Raw genomic sequence first — 3,693 nt, 5'->3', positions numbered from 1 at the left:
AAGATATTGGAAGCGAAATGAGCTTAATTGCTACCGATAAGATCGATATTTCGCGCTATAAAAATAATGCAAAGCTAGCGGTAAAAGGCAAGCAACTATCTTAAGCGGTATTATGCCTAGCTAATATCACAGCAAATCCACTATATGAAGATATCAAAAAGTCATCCGAGAAACTTTTAAAGAAGCCTCTGTTTTCAAATTTTATTACTCAAATTTACGTAGATGCTGGCGGAAGAAAATTATCGCAAATAACTACAAAAGATGATCGATTAAAACATGAAATGTACCAGGAATACTATATACACGTCAAGTTGGCGGTAGACGGCAGTATACTGCCCGCATTTTGGCAAATTTTAGAGGAACATAGAGTGTCTATGCGTTTCATTTATGATATTTGTAGAAGCTCTAGCGTGGTTCCTGCAGACAGGGTGGATATCTGGGCGCAAGGTTTATATTACGGTTTTGATAGAAACTTTTTGGTTTCAAGCCATTTGCTGATACCTCAAATAGAGCATTTGGCGAGAATTTTACTGCAACAAGAAAAAATCCCTACGACTACTATCGATGAGTACGGCGTAGAATCGGAAAAAAGCATAAACTCGCTTTTGCAAGAACCAAAAATATATGAATTGCTCGGGAGAGATTTGACGGAAGAGCTAAAATTTTTACTAACGGAGCCGATGGGGTTAAACTACAGAAATAAAATATGTCACGGACTGGTCAGTGAATCCCCAAACTATGCCGATATTTATATTTGGTGGCTTTGCCTTAGGCTAACGGTTAATAACTGCGTTTCATTTGAGAACGCTTGCTAGATTTTATTACATTAGCTTACAAATAAAATATGCAATAAAGTCAAAAAAAATTACTAAAATTTAAAAAATACAACTAAAATTTGGAGATACTAATATATTAGGAGTTAATACAATAATTAGATAATGGCCGGGAGATAGGGATTCGAACCCCAGGAGGCTTTCACACCTCAACGGTTTTCAAGACCGCCGCTTTCGACCGCTCAGCCATCTCCCGAATTAAAGATTTGTGATTATAGCCAACTTTGCTTAAAATTTGCTATAACCACCAAAAATTATTCTGTTTTTTCTTTGACGTAGCTAGCGCCGTCATTGATCTTTTCTTTAGTCCATTCTTTGGCGTTGTGAGTATCTTCTTTTACGCCATGCCAAGTATTTGAACAACCTACCGCAAAAAATGCCACGCATACGATTAAAAGCAACTTTTTCATTGTTAATCCTTTAATTTGGTTTTTTTGAAGTCTGGAGGCGACACCCGGATTCGAACCGGGGATCAAAGCTTTGCAGGCTCATGCCTTACCACTTGGCCATGTCGCCACTTTTGGTGGTGCCCGAGACCGGACTTGAACCGGTACGGTAAAAACTACCGAGGGATTTTAAGTCCCTTGCGTCTACCATTCCGCCACTCGGGCAAAATTTAATGGAGCGGGAAACGAGATTCGAACTCGCGACCCCAACCTTGGCAAGGTTGTGCTCTACCCCTGAGCTATTCCCGCATTAAAGATTGCAATGTTACCTAAAAGTTGCTTAAAAATTTATTTTGCAAAATGTAAATTTCAAAATATTGTAAGGCATAAAAAGATAAAATACCAAATCTTTTTTGGGGTTATAGCTCAGCTGGGAGAGCGCTTGAATGGCATTCAAGAGGTCGGCGGTTCGATCCCGCTTAACTCCACCAACAGACGTTTTCAGGGGTTTTCAAACCTTGTCAAAAAATGCTTTTCAAAGCCTAAGTTTAGGGCTTTTATCACTTTTTAAGCTCTCACTTCTTATCATTGCATTTCAAACAATTCCACTCTTTTGAGTGTATATCTGAGTGTAAAAAAGTCTTTACACTAACTTTTTACACTCAAAATTAAGGGTTACGAAATGGCAAGCTTTGCGAACGATTTGGCACTAAAAAAATTTACACTCAAAAATAAAAATCGTGAGTGGGTAAAAGATGACGGAGTAAAATTTTTATACGTGCTTGCATACAAGACCCAAAAAGAAACCACCAAAACATTTTATTTCAAATATCAAGAGAGCGACGAGAAGCGGACGACAAAGCAAATCAAAATAGGCAAATATCCGAGTATCACGCTAGCAGAAGCAAGAGCGAAAGCTTTGGAGCTTGAGAGGCTAAGAGATAGGGGCGAGGACTTACAGACAGCCACAGCCAAGCAAAAGGCTATCACGTTTAAAGATGTAGCCGATGAGTGGATAGACAAAGAGCAGAGTAAAGGGCTAATCGCTTTTAATAAGCAAATCGGACGTATTGAAAAAAATCTAATCCCCTATCTAGGCAGCAAAGAGATAACCGAGCTAAAACGCAGGGATTACGCGCACGCAATAGAGCAGATACAAGCACGAGAAGCAAAAAGTGGCATAACACACGAAACTTCGTTAAGAACTTTTAGGCTACTTCGTAAGATTTTAGACTTAGCAGTAAATAAAGGCTACATCGAGCATAACCCAACAAGGGATATTATCTTTAACGACGCTTTCAAAACCTCATCAAATAACCACTACAAGGCAATAACCGATCCAAGCAAGCTAAAAGAGCTATTAAGAGCAATGCAGGACTATCAAGGCTCGTTTTACACACAGCAGGCATTAATATTTGGCGTGCATACCTTTTTACGTAGTGCAAATGTGAGAGAACTAAAATGGCAATACGTGGATTTTGAGAATAATTTAATCACGTTTCCAGGCGAAGCGATGAAGCTAAGAGAAATTTTTTATATGCCAATGAGTAAGCAGGTCAAGAAGCTTTTAAAAACAATGCTGGAGCACAAAAGGGGCGATTTTGTCTTTCCTAGTGGCATAAGTGCAACAAGACCGCTAAGCGATAGCACACTCAACCAAGCAATTAAGCGGTTAGGCTTTGGCGATGAAATGGTCTTTCACGGCTTACGCACGACAGCAAGCACGCTACTAAATGAAAACATCAAAAATCACGGCTTTAGTAGCGACGTGATAGAGCTTTGCCTAGACCACAAAGAGCGAAGCAGTGTAAAAGCTATTTATGACCGAAGCCAGAGGCTGGACGAGAGGGCGAGATTAATGCAATGGTGGAGCGATTATTTAGATAGTTTAGTAAAGGAGTGAAAATGGCATACAACCAAAAAACACAAGACAAAAAAGATATTCAAATATTAAAACAAGTAGAAATAATAATATCTGATATTAGGGCATATTTAAAAGAGGGGCACACCGTTAATTACGACGGCGAATTTATGGCAATGATTGAAAAAGTCAATGCTGGAGAGGCTGGCAAATTATCGCTGGACGATTTTTCGCCACTTTTTAAATTTTATTCCGATGATGAATTAAAAAACAAAGCACTAATAAATTTTACAACCTTTTTTAAACGAATAATAGACGCAAGAGCCGTTAAAAAAGATATTTTAGTAACGAGATATGAAAATTATTTAAAGGCGATGGAATATTTAAAACACGCTTTTTATTTTTACCCAGACGACAACGAAACCATACAAGATAAATTTTACATAAACATAGACACAAACAAATATTATGAAGATAATGGGTTATCCCCTTTTGAAAATGAAATAAATATTAGCTTTTCGAGTTTTCAAAACTGGGCTGAACTTTATTTTAAAGACTTTAAGAAGCTAAAAAAAGAATACGATATGCACACTAATAAACAAACAATAAAAGA

Annotated in this window: 4 protein-coding genes and 5 tRNA genes; 4 read left to right on the top strand and 5 right to left on the bottom strand. The window is 37.9% G+C overall.

The genetic code is table 11. From position 1 onward, the window contains the following. The first annotated feature begins 311 nt into the window (after nt 1–311). Complete coding sequence (locus Q0296_RS10990; RefSeq protein WP_298040530.1) at nt 312–815, top strand: DUF4209 domain-containing protein; 504 nt, start codon at nt 312–314, stop codon at nt 813–815. A gap of 124 nt (nt 816–939) precedes the next feature. Here Q0296_RS10990 and Q0296_RS10985 read toward each other — a convergent pair. The 5 genes from Q0296_RS10985 to Q0296_RS10965 form a co-directional block, all read right to left on the bottom strand. Continuing rightward, nucleotides 940–1,029: transfer RNA gene (locus tag Q0296_RS10985), tRNA-Ser, on the bottom strand. Between the two features lie 58 nt (nt 1,030–1,087). Beyond that, the gene (locus tag Q0296_RS10980; protein ID WP_021083823.1) at nt 1,088–1,243 is read right to left on the bottom strand and encodes a hypothetical protein; all 156 of its coding nucleotides are present in this window, start codon (nt 1,241–1,243) and stop codon (nt 1,088–1,090) included. 32 nt (nt 1,244–1,275) lie between these two features. Beyond that, nucleotides 1,276–1,349: transfer RNA gene (locus tag Q0296_RS10975), tRNA-Cys, on the bottom strand. Between the two features lie 8 nt (nt 1,350–1,357). Beyond that, nucleotides 1,358–1,444, bottom strand: a tRNA-Leu gene (locus Q0296_RS10970). A gap of 9 nt (nt 1,445–1,453) precedes the next feature. After that, nucleotides 1,454–1,528, bottom strand: a tRNA-Gly gene (locus Q0296_RS10965). Between the two features lie 106 nt (nt 1,529–1,634). On the opposite strand from Q0296_RS10965, the gene Q0296_RS10960 reads away from it, so the two are divergent. The 3 genes from Q0296_RS10960 to Q0296_RS10950 all read left to right on the top strand — a co-directional run. After that, nucleotides 1,635–1,710 (top strand) — tRNA-Ala (locus Q0296_RS10960). A gap of 191 nt (nt 1,711–1,901) precedes the next feature. Next, nucleotides 1,902–3,122 carry a tyrosine-type recombinase/integrase gene (locus Q0296_RS10955; protein WP_298040526.1) on the top strand — a complete coding sequence of 407 codons (1,221 nt, stop codon included), beginning with the start codon at nt 1,902–1,904 and terminating at the stop codon, nt 3,120–3,122. Nucleotides 3,123–3,124: 2 nt separating this feature from the next. Continuing rightward, a partial coding sequence (locus tag Q0296_RS10950) for a hypothetical protein (protein WP_298040524.1) occupies nt 3,125–3,693 on the top strand: 569 nt, incomplete at its 3' end.

It is taken from the genome of uncultured Campylobacter sp., from assembly GCF_937890585.1.
Classification (GTDB): domain Bacteria; phylum Campylobacterota; class Campylobacteria; order Campylobacterales; family Campylobacteraceae; genus Campylobacter_A.
Note: the sequence above shows the minus strand (reverse complement) of the source record. Positions and strands in the feature narration are given on the sequence as shown.